This window comes from Bacillus sp. B19-2, from assembly GCF_022832475.1.
In the GTDB taxonomy this organism is placed as follows: Bacteria; Bacillota; Bacilli; order Bacillales; family Bacillaceae; genus Bacillus; species Bacillus paralicheniformis.
The window spans coordinates 1,271,254-1,288,803 of record NZ_JALHKQ010000001.1 but is presented as its reverse complement, the minus strand read 5'-3'; the positions used below and the strand labels follow the sequence as shown (position 1 = coordinate 1,288,803).

21 protein-coding genes are annotated in these 17,550 nt (G+C 46.4%); 11 read left to right on the top strand and 10 right to left on the bottom strand.

Annotated elements, in window-relative coordinates; translation table 11 throughout:
• Nucleotides 1–24: 24 nt before the first annotated feature.
• Together MST20_RS06510 and MST20_RS06505 are read right to left on the bottom strand one after the other, a co-directional pair.
• Nucleotides 25–897: a TIGR03943 family putative permease subunit gene (locus MST20_RS06510; RefSeq protein WP_243940922.1), complete on the bottom strand. Its 873-nt coding sequence runs from the start codon at nucleotides 895–897 to the stop codon at nucleotides 25–27.
• A 16-nt stretch (nucleotides 898–913) separates the two neighbouring features.
• Nucleotides 914–1,921, bottom strand: coding sequence for a permease (locus MST20_RS06505; RefSeq protein ID WP_243940920.1), 1,008 nt, complete (start codon nucleotides 1,919–1,921; stop codon nucleotides 914–916).
• 208 nt (nucleotides 1,922–2,129) lie between these two features.
• Here MST20_RS06505 and deoD point away from each other — a divergent pair, with 208 nt between their 5' ends.
• Nucleotides 2,130–2,828 (top strand): purine-nucleoside phosphorylase, encoded by a 699-nt coding sequence (gene deoD / locus MST20_RS06500; RefSeq protein ID WP_003182742.1) that lies wholly within the window; start codon nucleotides 2,130–2,132, stop codon nucleotides 2,826–2,828.
• A 33-nt stretch (nucleotides 2,829–2,861) separates the two neighbouring features.
• Nucleotides 2,862–3,683 carry a M15 family metallopeptidase gene (locus MST20_RS06495; protein WP_243940918.1) on the top strand — a complete coding sequence of 274 codons (822 nt, stop codon included), beginning with the start codon at nucleotides 2,862–2,864 and terminating at the stop codon, nucleotides 3,681–3,683.
• A 35-nt stretch (nucleotides 3,684–3,718) separates the two neighbouring features.
• Here the strand turns inward: MST20_RS06495 and MST20_RS06490 are convergent, their stop codons facing one another.
• Nucleotides 3,719–3,973: a hypothetical protein gene (locus MST20_RS06490; RefSeq protein WP_243940916.1), complete on the bottom strand. Its 255-nt coding sequence runs from the start codon at nucleotides 3,971–3,973 to the stop codon at nucleotides 3,719–3,721.
• A 94-nt stretch (nucleotides 3,974–4,067) separates the two neighbouring features.
• A complete protein-coding gene (locus MST20_RS06485; RefSeq protein ID WP_243940915.1) occupies nucleotides 4,068–4,778 on the bottom strand; it encodes a class I SAM-dependent methyltransferase in 711 nt (236 codons plus the stop codon).
• Between the two features lie 159 nt (nucleotides 4,779–4,937).
• On the opposite strand from MST20_RS06485, the gene MST20_RS06480 reads away from it, so the two are divergent.
• Nucleotides 4,938–6,335, top strand: coding sequence for a S41 family peptidase (locus tag MST20_RS06480; protein ID WP_243940913.1), 1,398 nt, complete (start codon nucleotides 4,938–4,940; stop codon nucleotides 6,333–6,335).
• Nucleotides 6,336–6,380: 45 nt separating this feature from the next.
• Here MST20_RS06480 and MST20_RS06475 read toward each other — a convergent pair whose 3' ends face one another.
• Nucleotides 6,381–7,862, bottom strand: coding sequence for a sodium:solute symporter family protein (locus MST20_RS06475; protein WP_243940911.1), 1,482 nt, complete (start codon nucleotides 7,860–7,862; stop codon nucleotides 6,381–6,383).
• Nucleotides 7,862–8,065 (bottom strand): DUF3311 domain-containing protein, encoded by a 204-nt coding sequence (locus MST20_RS06470; RefSeq protein WP_020451835.1) that lies wholly within the window; start codon nucleotides 8,063–8,065, stop codon nucleotides 7,862–7,864. The genes MST20_RS06475 and MST20_RS06470 overlap by 1 nt, the downstream gene beginning before the upstream one ends.
• Nucleotides 8,066–8,355: 290 nt before the next feature.
• Between MST20_RS06470 and MST20_RS06465 the strand changes: the two genes are divergently transcribed.
• A complete protein-coding gene (locus MST20_RS06465; protein ID WP_243940909.1) occupies nucleotides 8,356–8,961 on the top strand; it encodes an alpha/beta hydrolase in 606 nt (201 codons plus the stop codon).
• A 44-nt stretch (nucleotides 8,962–9,005) separates the two neighbouring features.
• On the opposite strand, the gene MST20_RS06460 is transcribed toward MST20_RS06465, so the two are convergent.
• Complete coding sequence (locus MST20_RS06460; protein ID WP_065643847.1) at nucleotides 9,006–9,626, bottom strand: nitroreductase family protein; 621 nt, start codon at nucleotides 9,624–9,626, stop codon at nucleotides 9,006–9,008.
• 134 nt (nucleotides 9,627–9,760) lie between these two features.
• Here MST20_RS06460 and yodB point away from each other — a divergent pair, with 134 nt between their 5' ends.
• The 3 genes from yodB to MST20_RS06445 all read left to right on the top strand — a co-directional run bounded on the left by yodB (nucleotide 9,761) and on the right by MST20_RS06445 (nucleotide 11,177).
• Complete coding sequence (yodB, locus tag MST20_RS06455; RefSeq protein ID WP_243940907.1) at nucleotides 9,761–10,081, top strand: transcriptional regulator YodB; 321 nt, start codon at nucleotides 9,761–9,763, stop codon at nucleotides 10,079–10,081.
• 5 nt (nucleotides 10,082–10,086) lie between these two features.
• Complete coding sequence (locus MST20_RS06450) at nucleotides 10,087–10,833, top strand: SDR family oxidoreductase (protein WP_243940905.1); 747 nt, start codon at nucleotides 10,087–10,089, stop codon at nucleotides 10,831–10,833.
• A 65-nt stretch (nucleotides 10,834–10,898) separates the two neighbouring features.
• Nucleotides 10,899–11,177 (top strand): hypothetical protein, encoded by a 279-nt coding sequence (locus MST20_RS06445; protein WP_065643850.1) that lies wholly within the window; start codon nucleotides 10,899–10,901, stop codon nucleotides 11,175–11,177.
• Nucleotides 11,178–11,289: 112 nt separating this feature from the next.
• Here MST20_RS06445 and exlX read toward each other — a convergent pair whose 3' ends face one another.
• Nucleotides 11,290–11,988, bottom strand: a complete 699-nt coding sequence (gene exlX, locus MST20_RS06440) for an expansin ExlX (RefSeq protein ID WP_243940903.1) — start codon at nucleotides 11,986–11,988, stop codon at nucleotides 11,290–11,292.
• A 229-nt stretch (nucleotides 11,989–12,217) separates the two neighbouring features.
• Nucleotides 12,218–12,670 carry a spore gernimation protein GerT gene (locus MST20_RS06435; protein WP_065643852.1) on the bottom strand — a complete coding sequence of 151 codons (453 nt, stop codon included), beginning with the start codon at nucleotides 12,668–12,670 and terminating at the stop codon, nucleotides 12,218–12,220.
• A gap of 81 nt (nucleotides 12,671–12,751) precedes the next feature.
• On the opposite strand from MST20_RS06435, the gene rarD reads away from it, so the two are divergent.
• The 4 genes from rarD to bshB2 all read left to right on the top strand — a co-directional run bounded on the left by rarD (nucleotide 12,752) and on the right by bshB2 (nucleotide 15,068).
• Nucleotides 12,752–13,684, top strand: coding sequence for an EamA family transporter RarD (rarD, locus tag MST20_RS06430; RefSeq protein WP_243940901.1), 933 nt, complete (start codon nucleotides 12,752–12,754; stop codon nucleotides 13,682–13,684).
• A 74-nt stretch (nucleotides 13,685–13,758) separates the two neighbouring features.
• Nucleotides 13,759–14,034: a hypothetical protein gene (locus MST20_RS06425; RefSeq protein ID WP_243940899.1), complete on the top strand. Its 276-nt coding sequence runs from the start codon at nucleotides 13,759–13,761 to the stop codon at nucleotides 14,032–14,034.
• 1 nt (nucleotide 14,035) lies between these two features.
• Nucleotides 14,036–14,386: a YojF family protein gene (locus tag MST20_RS06420; protein WP_020451827.1), complete on the top strand. Its 351-nt coding sequence runs from the start codon at nucleotides 14,036–14,038 to the stop codon at nucleotides 14,384–14,386.
• 16 nt (nucleotides 14,387–14,402) lie between these two features.
• Complete coding sequence (gene bshB2 / locus MST20_RS06415; protein ID WP_243940897.1) at nucleotides 14,403–15,068, top strand: bacillithiol biosynthesis deacetylase BshB2; 666 nt, start codon at nucleotides 14,403–14,405, stop codon at nucleotides 15,066–15,068.
• Nucleotides 15,069–15,110: 42 nt separating this feature from the next.
• On the opposite strand, the gene MST20_RS06410 is transcribed toward bshB2, so the two are convergent.
• Nucleotides 15,111–16,469, bottom strand: a complete 1,359-nt coding sequence (locus MST20_RS06410; protein WP_243940895.1) for an MATE family efflux transporter — start codon at nucleotides 16,467–16,469, stop codon at nucleotides 15,111–15,113.
• Nucleotides 16,470–17,550 lie beyond the last annotated feature (1,081 nt).

The window sequence follows — 17,550 nt, the reverse complement described above, 5'->3', positions numbered from 1 at the left end:
TATTTATCCAGGAGAAAGTCGTCTTTATTCTGTCATATTGATTGCGGCCGGGTAGACATACGGCTGCTCCGGCTCGCTGATCTCCTTCCATCGTTTCGTGCGGATGATCGGGATGACAGCGCCGTTATAAGATGCTTTGCCGAGCGTACCTTCCAATTCAATCCATGTATCAGGCTGCAATTGTTCTGCGCCGTTCCATTCGGCGAGAAACCCGATCAGGCTGGCGTCTGCGATGCAGTGCGTGATCATAAATCGGGACAGCACGAGCTGGCGTGCGCTCAGCCCCGCTTCCTTATGGACGAAGCCTTTGACCGTGATCTCCTTTCCAATGTAATGATCAAGACGGCTTGTCACTTCATCATAATAGTCTGCAAACATATCGTCATTCATGACAATTCGCTTTTCATGCTTAAATTGCTCCATCTTCCGGTCATACGCCGACTTCGGCATTGCTGAATCGGCGAGCCCCTGCTGAATCTCCGGTGTCATGACATGTTCCTTTTCGCCTTCGGTTTGAGGGGCGATCTCCGTTTTGGTGAGCATCGTCCCTTTATTGGCGGCGACAGACGAATTCAGTACAGCTGGGGCAAGGGTGAATCCGGTGATAAGGGGAAGAGCGATTATGCCATTATGCATCAGTCTGATGAAAAAAGGTTTTGACTCGCCATGATCATGTCCGCAGCCGCAATCTCCAGTGTGGTCATCCTTCACCGTCCAGATCCTTGTCAGCTGAATGATAAACAGAAACGCAAACACACCTGCGGCGATGAGGCTTGTGTAATCGTATTTCGGATTGATCAGCTTATCAATTTCCCCTGTGTAATGGAGCTTGAAAATCAAGACGGAAAAAGCCGCCAACACGAGGGCGCGCAAAAATTGCCGAGGCTGAAAAACCATTGGTAAAACCTCCTTTCTACAGCAAACTGACAAATTTGATACAACCATAGACAACAACTGTGATCAGAACAGACAAACAAATGACGAACTTCGGCTTAAACGCATGCAGCATCATGACCGTATTTTTTAAATCGAGCATCGGTCCGTATACGAGAAAAGCAAGGATTGATGAGGATGGAAACAAATTGGTAAAGGAAGCGCCGATAAATGCATCCGCTTCAGAGCACAGTGATAAAAAGTAAGCCAGTCCCATCATGACCAATGCCGAGTCGAGCATGCCCCCTCCGAACAGAAACAGCGATTTTAACGGGAGGTAGGTTTGCACAAGTGCGGCAACTAAAGCGCCGATAATCAGAAACCTCCCCATATCAAAGAATTCGTCAACAGCATGTTTTAGCATATCAAATAGCTTTTCCGTAAAAAGGGATTGTCTGCCGGGATGGGTGCAGTGTGCAGCTGTCTTGCGGCTTTCCGTTTTCAGCTGGCTGGAGCGGAACATCATGCTGATCGCAAAAGCGATGATGACCGCTGCGGCAAAACCGACAGCAACCCTTAAAACGGCCATTCGCAAATCATTGCCAAATGCCATATAAGTGGATAAGATGACAATCGGATTGATCAGCGGACCTGTCAACAGAAAGCCGACACCGGCGTAGATGGGAACGCCTTTTGAGACGAGCCTTCTCACGATCGGGACAATTCCGCATTCGCAAGCCGGAAAACAAGCGCCCAGCAAACAGCTGACAATGACTCCTGAAAACCTGTTTTTCGGAAAAAGCGAGCGAATGTGCTCTTCAGTCACAAAGATCTGGATGAAACCGGCGATCAATACCCCGATTAACACAAAGGGAAGAGCTTCGATTAAAATGCTGATGAAAATCGTATTCAGCTGCTGAACGGAAGCAGGAATCTGGAAGGGGAGGCCTGCGGCGAACGATCCGCCGGCTGTTACAAGGCATATCAAAACACCAATGACGACAAGCCCGGTAAAGTCGATTAAATAACTGTTAAGTGAACGAAACATCGCTTATCCTCCATCCTGAAATAGCTAATCGTAATGATTCTTTTTTAAAGGTATGCCTGTCCTTTTTTAAACATGACAACAAAAGAATGATGCCGAAGCGGAGCAGGGCTTTATTTTCTTTTTCCGCGATGTTGGTTTATAATACATATGCGAGTGGATGCTGCAATCATCATCACCAATCAGCTTTAAAAAGGCAGGAGGAATATTCATGAGCGTACATATTGGCGCAGAAAAAGGACAAATTGCAGAAACGGTGCTGCTGCCGGGGGACCCGCTGCGTGCAAAATATATCGCTGATACATACTTGGAAAACGTTGAATGTTATAACGAAGTACGGGGAATGTACGGCTTTACGGGCACTTATAAAGGAAAGCGCGTTTCCGTACAGGGGACGGGCATGGGTGTGCCGTCTATTTCAATTTATGTTAATGAACTGATCAGAAGCTATGATGTGAAAAACCTGATCCGCGTCGGCTCGTGCGGTGCGATCAGAAAAGACGTTAATGTAAGAGATGTCATTCTGGCAATGACTTCATCAACCGATTCGCAAATCAACAGAGTGGCATTCGGTTCGATCGATTTTGCGCCTTGCGCAGACTTCGGCCTGTTAAAAGCTGCTTATGACGCTGCAAGTGAGCGGAACATCCCGGTTACGGCAGGGAACGTGTTTACGGCGGATCAATTCTATAATGACGACAGCCAAATTGAGAAGCTTGCCAAACACGGAGTGCTAGCGGTCGAGATGGAAACGACGGCACTTTATACATTAGCTGCGAAATTCGGCCGAAAAGCCCTCTCCATTTTAACGGTCAGCGATCACGTTATTACCGGCGAAGAAACAACGGCGGAAGAAAGACAGACGACCTTTAATGATATGATTCTGCTGGCTCTGGATACCGCTTTGTAACCAGATACATGCACTGAAAAAGGATGGATTCGAATGAACGGAAAGTACAAATACGTGACGATTGCTTCATTGCTGAGTGCAGCGGTCCTGCTTGGCACAGGATGTACCATGACCGAACAGAAGCAAAATGACACGGCTAAAACACAGAACACTGCAAATGCAAGCAAAGATGCAAAAGACCAAAAGGCTGACAGCAACCTGGAAGATCAGGACTTCATACTCGAAAGCAAGTACTTTAATCAAATAAAAGATGTAGACGGGCTGCCGACGATTCAAAATCCGGAAAACATACTGGCGCTCGTCAATAAAGAGTACGCGCTTCCCGGCAACTATGCACCGAGCGACCTGACAGTGCCTGATGTCGCGTTTTCTTTTACCGAGGATATCGACAAGCGGTATATCAGAAAAGAAGCCGCCAAAGCACTTGAAGAGATGTTCAGCGCCGCTAAGAAAGAAGGCTATGAACTGGCTGCGGTGTCCGGCTACAGATCCTATGACAGACAAAAAGCGATCTATAACAACGAAGTCAGCCAAAAGGGAGAAGAAAAGGCGAAAGAAGCTGTGGCATATCCGGGTCAAAGCGAGCATCAGACAGGACTTGCGATGGATATTTCCAGCAAAAGCAACGGCTTCGCCTTATCAGAGGACTTCGGCAATACGAAAGACGGACAATGGGTCGAGAAGAACGCCTACAAATACGGCTATATCATCCGTTATCCGAAAAACAAAGAAGACATTACGAAATATAAGTACGAACCTTGGCATCTGCGCTATGTAGGCAAAAAAGCGGCTAAAGTCATCCAAGAACACGACTTGACGCTTGAAGAGTATTTTAAACAGGTGAAAAAGATATAAAAGGGAAAGGGCCGATATCTATCGGCCTTTTCATGTTACCAAAAAAACAAGCCTGCAAGAGCTACACCGGCAATTAGACCGAGGCCAAGTCCGTATGCAGGCCCCCAACCCCATCCGCCTCCGTAATATCCGTAGGCGAATCCGCGGCCTCCCCGTCTGATCATCGGGGCGATATACACTTTGCTTGGTGATACACGGACGATTCTTCCGACATGGACGCGGCCTCTTTTGTCGGTGATTCTCGCAACTCTGCCAACATTTTGGTGGCAAAACCTATAATATCGGTCCACTTGAATGCTCCTTCCATCTTCTAATCTATTCCTAGTCAGCTTATGACGGATTCAATAGAAAAGGTTGGACGAAAGAAGGAGGGCAAATGATGGTTTATAGATGTGATATCAAAATAATATGATCAAGAGAATCCCGGTATTTTTCCAGGTAATGCAGGTGTTTTTCCATTGTTTCATAGTTTTTGTCGGAAATCGAAGGCGATAGATCCATTTCAACGGCGTCATCGGGATCTGCTGCGTCTTCCAATAGGACAGGGATGATGTTAACCTTTGAAAATCCTTCTTCCCGCAGAACATTGACCCATTCATCCTCGGCATATAAAGCGGTGAATCCGTAAAAGTCCGTGATTTCTTTTTTTGCTTCGTCTGTCAGAGCGTTGCCTTCCTTAAGGCAGACTTCGATCGCGATCAGCGTCCCTCCGGGTTTTAAAATCCGCCGGATTTCCTGTAAAGCGGACCGGATATTTGTGAAGCTCAGTACAGATTCAGATAATACACAGGCAAAGCTTTCAGACTGAAACGGCATTTCCTCGAGGGGAGAGTGGACAACCGGAATGGATAGCTGTTCTTTTTTAAAACGCTGTCGGGCTTTATCGATCATGACCGGGTCGGCGTCAAGGGCAGTGACAGGAAACAGCAGCTGCCCCAAATAAGCGGCGGTCTGGCCGGTTCCGCAGCCTGCATCAAGAATCGGCTGCTCAGGGTCGAGGCCTGCTTTGGCGAGCACTGCCTTTGACAGGGACATCCCGCCGGGATGAGCGGATGAGACGCCGAAGCTGGCGAGCATGTCTAAATAATCGCTCAAATTGAAATCCCTCCTTTTTTGTATGCATATGCAAAAGCGGAATAATGGTTGAAAAACGATCGAATGCCAGCAGCCCGGAAAATCGGATCCTGAGTGATTCGAGTTGACGAATAAAGATTCGTCCATGATAATATGGTAAGAAGAAAAGGTGGTGTTCGTTTGAAACAGCAGTTAAAACTCTTTTTGGCTGTATTGATTACGGCTGTCGCCGCCTCCGCACTGACGCTTTATCTGGTGGGCAAAGGCAGCGGCGGTTCAGTATATTCCGCTTCAGACTCCGAGAAATTCGAAAAGCTGATGGCGGCGTACGACAAAATCAAGAGTGACTATTATCAAAATGCAGACGATGAAAAGCTGACTGACGGGGCGATTAAAGGGATGCTTGGAGCTTTGGATGATCCATATTCAACATACATGGATAAGAAAGAAGCTAAAAGCTTTGAAGAAAGCATTACCTCTTCTTTTGAAGGAATCGGCGCCCAAGTAGAAGAAAAAAATGGACAAATTCTAATCGTCGCGCCTATTAAAGGATCTCCCGCAGAAAAAGCCGGCTTAAAGCCGCATGATGAAATTCAGAAAGTGGACGGCAAAAGCGTAAAAGGCAAGACCGTCAACGAAGCGACAGCAATGATCCGCGGCAAAAAAGGCACGAATGTCAAGCTTGTTCTCAACAGGGGAGGCGTCGGCCAAATCGATGTTACGATTAAGCGGGATACGATTCCGATCGAAACCGTTTACTCCAAAATGATCGACGGTAACATCGGTGAAATCCAAATTACGTCTTTCTCTGAAAATACCGCAAAGGAACTGACGAAAGCCATTGATGACTTGACTGAAAAAGGTGCGGAACGATTCGTGCTTGACCTCAGAGGCAATCCCGGCGGCCTGATGGACCAAGCGATTATGATGAGCAACCTGTTTGTTGATAAAGGCAAAACCATTATGCAGGTTGAATCCAAAAACGGGAAAAAAGAAGTGTACAAAGCTGAGAAGGAACGAAAAGTGAACAAGCCGACCGTCGTTCTCGTCAACGGAGGAACGGCAAGCGCCGCTGAGATCATGGCCGCAGCACTTCACCAGTCTTCAGGCATCCCGATTGTGGGTGAAAATACGTTTGGAAAAGGAACGGTTCAAAATGCGGAGAGCTTCTCCGACGGATCGACCGTCAAGCTGACGATTGCCAAGTGGCTGACGCCAAATGGGGACTGGATTCACGAAAAAGGAATCAAACCTCAATATAAAGCGGAGCTCCCAAGCTATGCCAAACTGCCGTACCTGGATTCCAAAAAAGAGTATAAGGCAGGCAGCACCGGAGACGAAGTGAAAGCCGCCCAGCAAATGCTCCAAGCGCTCGGCTATAAGCTGAATGCAACAGGGGCATTCGACGCACAGACAGAGGCTGCCGTTAAGGCTTATCAAAAAGATCAAAAGCTGAAAACGACAGGCATCCTAACGGGCGAGACGACAATCAGTATGACAAGCAAGCTGCAAGATAAGCTTGCCGACAATGATACGCAGCTGGATAAAGCGATTGAGATCTTAAAAAAAGAGAAATAAAAGAAGCCCTTACGTTCACACGGAGCGTAAGGGTTTTTTTAGTGATCAAGCGCTTTTTTGCACATCCTTCTTAGCATGGAACAAATAGTTGATCACAGAATTGTGTTTTACATTTTTCACAAAAAACGGATTCAACAAGACAACAGTCAAAAGGTTGGCGGCAAGGCCCCAGAAGCCTTCGTAAATGCCGAAAGTGGCTCCTGTTAAATAAACGGTAAATGTAACGGCAAGGCCGACGAGAAGACCGATGATCGTCGCTTCCTTCGTCTGGTTTTTCCAGAACAGGCTGATGACGATGGCAGGGAATATCTGCACCATGCCTGATACACCGAGAAGCTGAAGCGTTACAAGCGCTGCCGGGAACAGCATTCCGAATAAAAGGGCCAGGCCGATGACAACGAATACCATCGAGCGGGTGATGATCGTCAGTCTTTGTCCGGAAACGCGGGGGTTGATCAAATCGCGGTATAAATTGTTAGCGAACAGGTTGGACGCCCCAATCGCCATAATCGAACACGGGATCAGACTTGCCAGGGCAATCGTTGAATAGGCGAATCCTTGCGTGACGCCGCCGTATGAACTTTGAATTAAATACAGCAATGCAAATCTCGGATTAATGTCATCAGGAAGTACGAGAAATGCGATAAAGCCTAAGAAAATGACTAAAATCAATACAATATTGTACAGCGGCAGAAACATACTGTTCTTTCTGAGTGCATCCGCGCTGTTCGCCGTGAAAACGCCTGTCGCCGCATGGGCCCACATGAACAGAGCCAACGCGGAAACGATCGATGCCGTGATGAACCAGGCGATTCCGCGAGGTCCGTCAGAAGGGATTGTCAGCATATGCGGCGCTTCATTTGCCAGCTTGTCAATCATCGGCGTCCAGCCGTTAAAATGGATGAGCGGCAGCGAAACGACCATAAACAGCATCATCACCCAAACTAAAATGTCTTTAATAATGGCGGTATATGTAGGACCTTTGATGCCGCTGAAAAACGTATAAAGCGCGACAAGGACGAACGAAATGATGACGACGACATTGACGTTAATAAACCCTGTACCCGCGACTTGAAGCGTATCCTGAATTCCGCTGAGCTGCAGGCAGATATACGGGATCAGCATTAAGACGCCGACAATCGCAACAAGCGAAGACAGGAGCTTGCTGCTGAAGCGTTCCCTTGCGTAATCAGCCAGCGTTGTGAGCTGGTGCACTTTCGCAACCTTCCAAATCTTCGGCAGAAAAAAGTAGGCGATGAAATAGGCCAAAACAGAATAAGGAATCGCGAAAAAAGCGACGCTTCCGCTTGTAAAAGCGGTGCTTGTCAAGCCTAAAAACGTGTAAGCCGTATACAAGTCGGCACCCACAAGAAACCAGACGAGCAGCCCTCCGAACCGCCTTCCGCCGACGGACCACTCTTCAACCGATTTCCGCGACTGCTTATTGCTGCCGGCGATAAACCCGATACAGACCACGGTCAAAATAATGCCGGCGGTGATGAGGAGCGCTGTTAAATTTCCCTGCATCACTCATAACCTCCGTTTCTTTTCTCAAATCTGTAAATCGCAAATGTGATCATCGGTGTCAGCACAATCCACAGCACCAGCCAAAAATGAAAAAATGGAAGTCCGAAAACGATCGGATCTATCCGGTTTACAAATGGCAGCAAGGCAAGCTGCCCGATAAAAGGGATGATGAACAGAACCCATTTAAAAAGCTGTTGATTCACCTTTTTTCCTCCTTTAGCGATTTTAATGTTCATAATCATAGCAGTTGTCAGATTTAATCACAAGATAATTATTAGAAAAAAGTGATTTTTTAAATTATTTAAACAGGCGTTCTGGCTTGCATATTCGAAAGTATAACTTTACAATAATTAATATCTTGAATTCGAGATAAAACAGAATGAAGGGGATCACCATACAGGAGAGGCGAACGGGGGCTTTTTGATTGATGAACCGCTGGAAAGACTGGCGCAATGACATCGCGGAAACAAAATGGGAAAAGGAGTGAAAGGAAATGAATCATATATACGAGAAAGGGAATTCTGATACGACCCTTTTGTTATTGCATGGAACAGGGGGAAACGAACACGATCTTCTGCCGATCGGCAGGATGATTGATTCCGATGCGAATTTGCTCGGAGTCAGGGGAAATGTGCTGGAAAACGGAATGCCACGGTTTTTCAGGCGTTTGAGAGAAGGGGTATTTGACGAGAAAGATTTGATCGACCGGACGGATGAATTAAAAACGTTTTTAGATGAAGCCGCAAATGAATTTCACTTTGACAGGAGTCGGGTGGTCGCAATCGGCTATTCAAACGGCGCCAATATCGCGGGAAGTCTCCTGTTCCGCCATGAACGTGTACTGAAAGGGGCAATTTTGCATCATCCGATGGTTCCGTTTAGAAATCGCAAGCTCCCTGATATGACAGGCCTGCCCGTGTTCATCGGAGCAGGCAAAACAGACCCACTCTGTCCGCCGCATGAATCAAGCGAACTTGCCGACTATTTCACAAACGCCGGCGCCCAAGTGCTCCTTCACTGGGAAAGCGGCGGCCATCAGCTGACACACAGCGAGATCGACCAGGCGAAAATCTGGTATGAAAAGCATATAAAAGCATAAAAATAAACCTTAGTCCTTTTTGGGGACTAAGGTTTTTAGCATATTTACAGCCATGTAGATACGTCAGACACATCAAAACGATTGCTTTTGTGTGCAGGTTTGACCGGTTTTCCGATCGAAATCAGCATGACCGGTACATAGCGTTCATCGATGTTGAATTCTTTCACGAACGCTTGCTTGTCAAAGCCGCCCATCGCGCATGTGTCATAGCCCATTGCTTTAGCCGCGATCATCAGCTGCATGGCCGCGAGCGATGCGTTTGTAAAGGCGGCGTCTCTTGCAAATCCGCTGTTTTGATAAGCGCCGTTGATTTGTCCGAGCAGCGTGTTTTTAATGTCTTCGGTCATATAACCTGCTTCTGTCAGAGGGCCGTATACGGCTTCACCGTTCAGGTTCGCTTGTAAGTCTCCAAGCACAGCTACAACCGCAGATGCCTGGCTGACTTGTTTTTGGTTGAACGCGATCGGAAGGAGCTTATCTTTTGATTCCTGACTGTGGAAGACTGTAAAATGCCAGTGCTGCAGATTCCAGGCTGACGGAGCCTTTGTTGTGACGCTCAGCAGCTTTGTCAGCTCCTCTTTGGAAATGGAAACGCTTGTGTCATATTCTTTAATCGAAGTACGCTCTTCCAGAATGTTGAGAGCGGTGTTTTCTTGTGAAGACATGTGACTTCCTCCTTTGGGCTAAACATGTTATGATAGAGTCAGACAAAAAGTTAGAAACTTACTTTTTGTAACTTTAATGAGTATTTTAATAGCACACATTATATTTGTCAACTGGATATGGAGGGGTGAGAGAATTGGGGTTTACAATGTGTCCTAGAATGGAAGCCGCCTTTTCTTTACTCGGCAAACGATGGAATGGATTGATCATCCATGTATTATTGGATGGGCCTAAACGGTTTAAAGACTTGACCGAAATGATACCGATGATTAGCCAAAAAATGCTGGCTGAACGTTTAAAAGAGCTCGAACACTGCAAAATAATCGAGCGCCAAGTGCTGCCGGAAACGCCGGTAAAAGTCATCTATCAATTGACAGACAAGGGAACGGCCCTGAAGCCTGTCCTCAAAGAGATACAAACCTGGGCTGAACATCATTGCGATCCGGAAGGGAGCTGACCGGATTGACTAGTAAAGAAACAGTCGTCATTACAGGCGGGGCCAAAGGCATCGGGAGAGACCTGGTGGCCGCCTATGCTCAAAAAGGTTTTATCGTCGTATTTGCCGATGTACTGAAAGAAGAGGGTGAACAGCTTGAAAAAGAGCTGACCGCTTCCGGAGCGCGCGTTCAGTTTGCAGTTTGTGATGTAGGATCTGAAGAAGATGTGAAACGGCTGATGCGGGAAGCTTCCCGAAACGGCCGTTCGATATCGGCGCTCATTAATAACGCGGGCAGATCAGTTTGGAAGTCCCCTTATGACTTGACGGCGGAAGAATGGGACGATGTTCTGAATACCAATTTGAAAGGCGCGTTTCTTTGCGCAAGAGCAGCCGCCAAACAAATGAAAGAAGCGAAAACAGGCGGAGCCATCGTTAATATCGCTTCGACAAGGGCGTTTATGTCCGAGCCGGACTCGGAAGCCTATGCCGCGTCAAAAGGGGGCTTAATTGCTTTGACTCACGCATTGGCCGCGTCTTTAAGTAAAGATTCGATCGTCGTCAACAGCATTTCCCCGGGATGGATCGAAACCGGGGATGATACTGCCCTGCGGCCTATTGACCACGGGCAGCATTTGTCAAACAGGGTCGGCCGCCCTCAGGATATCGTCAAAGCATGCTTTTATTTGACCGATCCGGACAATCGCTTTGTCACCGGTACAAACGTGACGGTGGACGGCGGAATGACAAAAAAAATGATTTATGAAGAATAGCCCAAACGTTTCCCGACTTTATGAATACCTTTACTATAGGCAGACATAAAGGAGGATAAAAGCCAATGAACCCTCATATGCTTTACTCGAGATCAGGTCCTGCCGGATACCCGGCCAGATTCCCGTTATTCTGGGGTTTTGGAGCGCCGCTTGTCGGCGGTTTGCTGGGCGGATTTCTCGGAAGCGCGATTTTTAACTACCCAAGGCCTTACGCTTACCCGCCGCCATACCCGGGACCTTACGGCGGCGCGCCTTATTACGGCTACGGGGCAGCTCCTGGGGCCGTTCCGTACGGAGGTGTTCCGGGCGCAGCTCCATACAGAGGGGCGGGACCGGGCTATTGATCAATAAGCCGATTGTTGCTGGCATCTAAATGCCGGATGTCCAATATGAAGCGGCGGCCAAAGCTTGCGAATCTTTTCGCCTTTGGCCGCCGTCTCATTCTTTCCGGATCGATCAGTCAGGAAACTGTACTTTTCCAGGTACGGTATATGCGCTTGACGTCCCGTTTTCCGGCAGTTTTTTTATCGTGTCTTTTACGACTTTTCCTCGGATATCTGTAATTCTGACTTTAAGCGGACTTGTCCCGAGATTGGTGCTGACGAAATGGTTGTAGTCCGTTTTCTCCATATTGATCCACTTTCCGCCTTTGTAATATTCCATTTTCATGACGGGATATTTGTGATTTCTGACTTGGATCGCCGCCCACCACTGGCTGCTGCCTTCTTTGATCCGGTAAGTGAAATTGCCGGTAATCGGCGCTTTGACTACACGCCATTTAATGTTGATTTTGCCGTCTTTCATATCGCCGATCTCGCGAAAAGCGTTCGGTGAAAGGTCAAGAGCTCCCGGCGCGCCTTCAGGATACAGATCGGTCACATAGACGGTCGTTTTTCCTTTCGGCCCTTCAACCCGCAGATAGGCGCCGGCAAGAGCTGCTTTCACTCCGCGGTAATTCATATCTGTCGGATTTAAAGCGGTGATCTTCATATTGGACGGAATCGGATCCAAAAGCAATGCACCGCCGGAGTAACCTGACCCAGTATAAGTGGCGTAGCCCTTATGCAGTGAGTTGTATGCTGCAGAAGCTTGAGGTGAAAAACAAAGGATCGTCAAAAACATCGCTGTTATCAATAGGCTGATTTTCTTTTTCATATTCATCCTCCTGTTTTATAAATTGAGAACCATTATCATTATAAGGACTAACTGACAGCAGCCGAAAGAGGAAATAGTTACAGGGACTTTTTAAGGAATAATGACTAGCGATGTCGAAATGTAAAGGCACAGCCAAATGTCAGGCAAATGAGATGATCATCCATGAGGACTAGTGTTAAGATGGTACAGGAAGAAAAAAAAACAGCCTGCTTCTCCAAGCTGGCCGTTTTCAAAACGTGATGTCGATTTCAGACAGGTTAAAGTCCTCATTTTTTAAGAACATCACTTCCAAAATGCCGTCTTTAAATATTGCTTTCGTACCCTTTCTGCGTACTAGAGAGGGGAGAACGACTTTTTCCTGCCGCCCTTTTTCAGGGTAGTTTTCTATGATCAGGGTTTGTGAAGTATGTTTAATTTTCAGAAGGTTAAGCTGTTCTTTGGTGAGCGGTACTTTAACAAATACATGGCTTGTCGTTTCAAAAATATCAATCGGATCAGATTCATCTGCCGCCGGTGTTTCTTTTGAGAGAGGGTCACGAAAAGGAAATTGAACTGCATACCCCGGTCCGAAAACGCTTTTCATCATGTGGTGGATATATTGCTCCACATCTTTCGGGTCAGCGTTTTTTAATCCGTCCTTAGAAAACTGCTGAAATGGAAAAAAGCGTTGCCAATCAAACACGATCACACTTCCTTTCACATAGACGGTACAGTATATGCAAAAAAGTGCGGAAAGTGATGAGAAGAAAGGAAAGAAACAGACATGAATCATTCATCTCAAACGAAAGGAATCATTTACACAGCGCTTTCTTATTTGCTGTGGGGGCTCCTTCCTTTATATTGGAAAGTACTTGATCAGACGGCTGCACTCGATATACTGGCGCACCGGATTATCTGGTCATTTGTTTTCATGTGCGGCGTGCTTCTCGTTTTGCGGCAGTGGAAAAACGGAGTCAAAGCATTTCGCGCGCTTTCGGGAAACCGAAAGGAATTTGTACCGCTCATTTTGTCGTCCGTTCTGATTTCGATCAATTGGTATGTCTACATATGGGCTGTCAGCAACGGCTATATTCTTGAAGCGAGCCTGGGCTACTACATCAATCCGCTCGTATCGATCGTGCTCGGAATTGTCTTTTTAAAGGAAAAGCTGACACGGATGCAGGGAGCGGCAGTTCTTCTCGCTGCTTTCGGGGTGCTTATTTCCGCTTTCCAGTACGGTTCCGTGCCGTACATCGCCCTGATACTTGCATTCAGCTTCGGGCTCTACGGACTGGCGAAAAAGCGGACATCGCTCTCAAGCGCCATAGGGCTTACCCTGGAAACGATGATGATCGCTCCGGTTGCAGCGATCTACCTGCTGTTCTTCAGCCATCCGGAAAAGGCTCAAGCCGCTTCAGGGAGCATCGGCATGATGGTGCTGCTGTTTTTGGCAGGAGTGTTGACCGCGATTCCGCTGCTTTTATTTGCGGAAGGTGCGAAAAAACTTCCGCTTTATCAAGTCGGCATTTTGCAATATATCGCTCCGACCATTACATTATGCTTAGGCGTTTTCGTCTATCATGAACCGTTCAGCAGCAGTAAGGTCTTTACATTTACCTGCATATGGGCGGCGCTGATTTTGTTTACACTTTCGCAATTTCAATGGAAGAAACCGGAGAAGGTATTTTTAAAAAGGAAAAATTCCTTTCATCCGTAAGTCCTTTTTCTTTTCAATAAGCCCTGTTTATGTATAATTAAACATTATTGAAGCAATTCGGAGGTTATTCCGTCATGGCAGACGAATTAGAGCTTTTGCGGGCGTATAAAACCCTTTGGAAAAACCGGACGATAGACGGAGAAGACAGACAGGCGCTTCATCGGGCGATTGATGATGAGTTGAACGACCTCCGTACCCATCCAAGGCTCAGAAAGACGAAGCACGAAAAATACTATCAATCAATCCGGCGCATTGTGAATTCACAATTGGAACCAGATATGAAGCTCAAGCTGATTGAATGGCATACGGAACGATTGGAGTTATTAACAAACGAAGAAAGCAGGGAGTAACATGAAAGCAATAATAAAAGAAGATGTGCAGGCTTCTTTGGAAACATTTTTAAACCAGCCTGTTTACATTCATTTGGAGACGACAACCGGATCGTATTCCGCGCATAAAGATGAGCAGAACATGACCGTGGTGGCGTATATCAGAAACGCGAAGGTGACCTGCTCCCGGGCAAAAATCACGGGCGAGGGGCCATTTCGCGCCGGTTTGAAAATCGAAGACGGCTGGATCTACGCCGAAGGCCTGACGGATTATACGGTTGATGATGAAGGGAGATTGCTTCTCGCCGGCTATTTGCCGGGCGGCAAACTTGCCATTTCGCTTCAAATCAGCAAAAAGCCATTTGCAGTCTAAAAAGAAGGTGTTATAGATGAAAAAACATTTACTCGTGATCTTGCCGCATCCTGACGATGAATCTTTCGGAGTCGCCGGCTTGATCGCCTTAAACCGAAAAGAAGATATACCTGTCACATACGCGTGCCTGACGCTGGGCGAGATGGGAAGAAATATGGGAGACCCGCTTTTTGCCAACAGGGAAACCCTTCCGCTGCTCAGAAAGCAAGAGCTGATCGACGCCTGCAAGGAAATGGATGTACAGGACTTGCGCATGCTCGGATACCGCGACAAAACGCTCGAATTCGAGGATGAAGAAAAACTGGCCGATCGAATAGAGGCTGTCATCGATGATGTAAACCCGAGCCTTGTCGTGACGTTTTATCCGGGACACGGCGTTCATCCTGACCATGATGCGTGCGGTGCCGCGGTCATCAGGGCATTATCGCGGAAAAAGAAAGAAGACCGGCCGCGCGTCTTATGCATGGCCATCACCCACCACAGGGAAGAGGTTCTTGGCAAGCCTGACGTCGTTCTTGATATCAAAGAAGCCGCAGATATTAAAATGAACGCGCTCAAAGCGCATAAATCTCAAACAGGCGGCTTTATGAAAGAAATAGAGCAAAAACTCGCCAATGGCGAGCCGGTTGTTGAGACATGGTTTGAAAAAGAAACATTTTGGACCTATCAATGGAATGATTAAAATGGTCAAAAAAGGTGTCGGGCATATGAGCCCGGCACCTTTTTATACGCTCTGAGTGTGAATATAGCGGTTTTGAATGCGTTTGAGCCTGAAGAACAGCCCGACTGCACCGGCTGCGAGCCCCGTAATCAGTCCGATCCAGTACCCGAAAGCTCCGAATGAAGTATACGTTCCGATCACAAAACCGACCGGAAGCCCGATAATCCAATACGAGACGAGAGCGGTAACAAGCGTGTAGTTGACATCTTTATATCCTCTGAGCGCTCCTTGAATCGGCGCGGCGATGGCATCTGACAGCTGAAAAAACAACGCATACAGCAAGAAGTCCTTTGTCAGAAGCAGCACATCCCGGTCAGCCGCGTACAAACCGGCGATTTGCTCTCTGAACAGTAAAATGATGAGTGCGGTGAATAATGAAAAACCGACCGCTATTGAAATGCCGAGATAGCTGTAGGTTCTTGAGTCTTTAAACCGTTTTGCTCCGGCCTCAAAGCCGACGACAATTGTCAGCGTCATCGATACGCTCAATGGAAGCATGTAAAGAAGCGAAGCGAAATTCATTGCCGCCTGATGGGAAGCGATCGTGACCGTGTCAAAATGGCTCATCAGCAAAGTGACAGCTGCGAATATACTCGTCTCAAAGAAGATGGCGAAACCGATCGGAATCCCGATCTTCAGCAGTTTCATACTTTCAGCAAAAGAAAATGAATAGAAAGTTCCAAAAATCCTAAACTGGTGAAACGGCGTTTTTTTGTGGACGATGTATAAAGAGATCAGACAAATGCACCAATATGTGATGGCGGAAGCCATACCGGCTCCTGCTCCTCCAAGCTTTGGAAAGCCGAAGTTCCCGAAAATGAACAAATAATTCAAAACAAAATTAATGGGCAGAGAACAGAGCGTAATCAGCATCGTCACCCGCGTTTTTCCGAGTGAATCAATAAAGCAGCGCATCACATTGTAAACAAACAGCGGCAATATGCCGAGCCCGATGCAGATTAAATATTGTTTTGCGATGACCGCTACCTTCTGTTCAAGATCGAGGTTCTCAAGCACCGGATCAATCAGTAAGTATCCGGAAACGATGACAGCAATGCTGATGATCCCGGCCACATAAACCGATTGAATAACAGTATAAGGGACATCCTTTTGCCGCTTGGCCCCCATCAGCTGGGCGACCATCGGTGTTACAGCCGTCAAAATGCCGGCAAGCCCTGTATAAACGGGGGTCCACAAACTCGAGCCGATTGCGACGCCGGCGAGGTCTGCGGCACTGACTTTGCCTGACATCACCGTGTCGAGAACCGTAATGAGCGACAGTCCCGCTTGCGTAACCAAAATCGGAATCAAAATCGTTAAAAACTGTCTTGTTTTCTCCCGCAAATCCTTTGTTTCCCTCATATCAGTTCCCCGTTTCTTTTGGATAACGAGAGAAATTATAACACGTTATGTATAAAATGCAATAAATGTCTGTTCAATCTTTTTTCGTCTGTTTTGTTTTTTTAAACATTTGCACATAAATAAAGGAAAGAGAAAGGATTCCTAAACACGTACATAAATATTGACATATTTTTTGAATGGCCAAGAAGATTCACCTCCATGTCTTAAAATGCGCCATAAAGATGGAAACATGCATGAAAGCGGCGGTAATAAATCAGAAGCTTTTTCATCTGTTTTCTAATAGTCTATTAAGACTATTAATATACAAAAATGAATGAGTATTAAGTTTTGTGTTTCTATTTATCGTTATATTAAGATAGGAAAAAAGAATCTATAAATGAAATAGTAAAACGCCGTTCGATCTAAATAAAAGATACTCCCAATTCCGGATGTTGGCAAAAAAAATGTATGATATAGTCAATTTATGGTTTCTTGGAGGAATTTGTGCTGAAATGTAGAAATGTATGAGTGATCCTGATCTTTGCTTTTCGATTAGGCAATAGATGAGGATTGATCGGCGATTTCCGGTAAACAAATGAATATGAATACACGGTTTTTACATCCTCAACTTGAACGCTGGCTTGTCCATCTGTTGACCGTTTGATCCGAGAGAAAAAGAAAGCGGCTGTAAAACGGTACGGAAATCCGCATGTTACGGCGTCTATTCGGGCTGTTTCGGCACATGCAGCATATCCAGTTAACTCCTTCTCGCTGTTTTTCACCATGAACCTCTGATTTTAAAACAACTGATCATCGTATTTCCGAAAAATTGAAACGCAAACCTTTGCCAAAAAAAGCATCCGACATTTCGAGCGCGCGAAAAAAGTATTGATTTTTGTCAATATGTCTATCAGTCTGTATTTTTAATGAGAAATTTGTAAAAAAACAAAAAGACTATTAAAAAAATATAAAATAGACCGATACAAATCGTGAATTGCATTTTTTGCTTAAGAATATAAAAGGGGGCTTTCGGCCAAAGGTCATACATATGGTGATCAGATCACCTGTCTGATCGGCCGGATAAAGTCTTAAGCAATAGCAA

What these genes read in the sequence shown, in the direction of transcription:
- MST20_RS06495 (WP_243940918.1), top strand. Translation starts at nt 2,862, where the DNA reads ATGAACGGAAAGTACAAATACGTGACGATTGCTTCATTGCTGAGTGCA.
- MST20_RS06420 (WP_020451827.1), top strand. Translation starts at nt 14,036, where the DNA reads ATGAAAGCAATAATAAAAGAAGATGTGCAGGCTTCTTTGGAAACATTT.
- MST20_RS06460 (WP_065643847.1), bottom strand. Translation starts at nt 9,626, where the DNA reads ATGTCTTCACAAGAAAACACCGCTCTCAACATTCTGGAAGAGCGTACT.
- MST20_RS06425 (WP_243940899.1), top strand. Translation starts at nt 13,759, where the DNA reads ATGGCAGACGAATTAGAGCTTTTGCGGGCGTATAAAACCCTTTGGAAA.
- rarD (WP_243940901.1), top strand. Translation starts at nt 12,752, where the DNA reads ATGAATCATTCATCTCAAACGAAAGGAATCATTTACACAGCGCTTTCT.
- bshB2 (WP_243940897.1), top strand. Translation starts at nt 14,403, where the DNA reads ATGAAAAAACATTTACTCGTGATCTTGCCGCATCCTGACGATGAATCT.
- MST20_RS06475 (WP_243940911.1), bottom strand. Translation starts at nt 7,862, where the DNA reads ATGCAGGGAAATTTAACAGCGCTCCTCATCACCGCCGGCATTATTTTG.
- MST20_RS06465 (WP_243940909.1), top strand. Translation starts at nt 8,356, where the DNA reads ATGAATCATATATACGAGAAAGGGAATTCTGATACGACCCTTTTGTTA.
- deoD (WP_003182742.1), top strand. Translation starts at nt 2,130, where the DNA reads ATGAGCGTACATATTGGCGCAGAAAAAGGACAAATTGCAGAAACGGTG.
- MST20_RS06410 (WP_243940895.1), bottom strand. Translation starts at nt 16,469, where the DNA reads ATGAGGGAAACAAAGGATTTGCGGGAGAAAACAAGACAGTTTTTAACG.
- exlX (WP_243940903.1), bottom strand. Translation starts at nt 11,988, where the DNA reads ATGAAAAAGAAAATCAGCCTATTGATAACAGCGATGTTTTTGACGATC.
- MST20_RS06505 (WP_243940920.1), bottom strand. Translation starts at nt 1,921, where the DNA reads ATGTTTCGTTCACTTAACAGTTATTTAATCGACTTTACCGGGCTTGTC.
- MST20_RS06445 (WP_065643850.1), top strand. Translation starts at nt 10,899, where the DNA reads ATGAACCCTCATATGCTTTACTCGAGATCAGGTCCTGCCGGATACCCG.
- MST20_RS06510 (WP_243940922.1), bottom strand. Translation starts at nt 897, where the DNA reads ATGGTTTTTCAGCCTCGGCAATTTTTGCGCGCCCTCGTGTTGGCGGCT.